The following is a 1,028-nucleotide window of genomic DNA, read 5'->3' on the forward strand; positions in this document are numbered from 1 at the left end:
TCAAAGTGACGAGATTAGCACAAGGGTTATCGGTAGGTGGCGATTTAGAGTATGCTGACGAAGTAACATTATCTAAAGCAATCGCAGGTAGAACAGAAATGTAATGTCTTCTATTAAACATTTTTGAATTTAATACTATAGTAAGAAAAGTCACAGTGTAATCATTGTGGCTTTTTTTATGGTGTGGTGTGATGTACTACTTTATTTGCGGTGTGGCGGTGGTATGGTTTACCTAGTTTTACTGAGGGATGGGTAATCTTTAGGAAGCAAGCCGTTGGTTGTGATTTGTTACTTCTAATAGTAATGATGTGAATTGGATTATCGAATTAGATTTACGGTTATGGTGTGTTGGTGCTATTAATTTGATAAATGCGGTTGATGGTTAATGACTATGCAAATGAAATTCTTTTGTAATTGAAATGATAGATGCTGGCTTAGTAGTTGTACTTCTTTGGTCTAAAGCTTATTAAATCAGCCTGTATAGCGGTGTTTTGAGAGATTATTTAAAACTTGTAAATTTATTTTTAATTTCTGGTAAAAAAATAACGTTCTGTTTTGCGGTTTTTTTGATTGATATGGTTAGAGAAAAATCTGTTTCTTGTTCTAAAAAACGTACTATTTATAAGTGGGGATTTTTTAAGTTCGATTTTTAGGATAAGGGCGTTCAGTACAGATGACAAAGGTGTAATTTTTACTGTTGTTAAGCAGTTTGAAAGCCTGTATAGTATTTATTTGTTGAGGCAAACAAAACAACTCAACTTAAGAAATAACTTGAATTACTAACGAAAATTAATTTTAAAAAGTTGTTGACTTAAATGTTAATAAAATGTATAATTAATTCTTGTCGGTAAGAAAAAATGAACATTGAAAACTGAATGACAATATGTCAACGTTAATTCCAAAAAACGTAACTATAAGTTACAAACATTATTTAGTATTTATGAGCTAATCAAACATCATAATTTTTATGGAGAGTTTGATCCTGGCTCAGGATGAACGCTGGCGGCGTGCCTAATACATGCAAGTCG

At 31.8% G+C, this 1,028-nt stretch carries 1 rRNA gene and 2 pseudogenes; all 3 read left to right on the forward strand.

Going from position 1 to position 1,028, the window contains the following annotated elements:
• Positions 1-104: pseudogene (locus IDG60_RS15815) on the forward strand (recombination protein RecR); the annotation flags it as partial.
• A 204-nt stretch (positions 105-308) separates the two neighbouring features.
• Positions 309-414, forward strand: a pseudogene (locus IDG60_RS15820) (hypothetical protein).
• A gap of 550 nt (positions 415-964) precedes the next feature.
• Positions 965-1,028 (forward strand): 16S ribosomal RNA (locus IDG60_RS15825); the annotation flags it as partial.

The organism is Staphylococcus sp. EG-SA-2 (assembly GCF_017152085.1).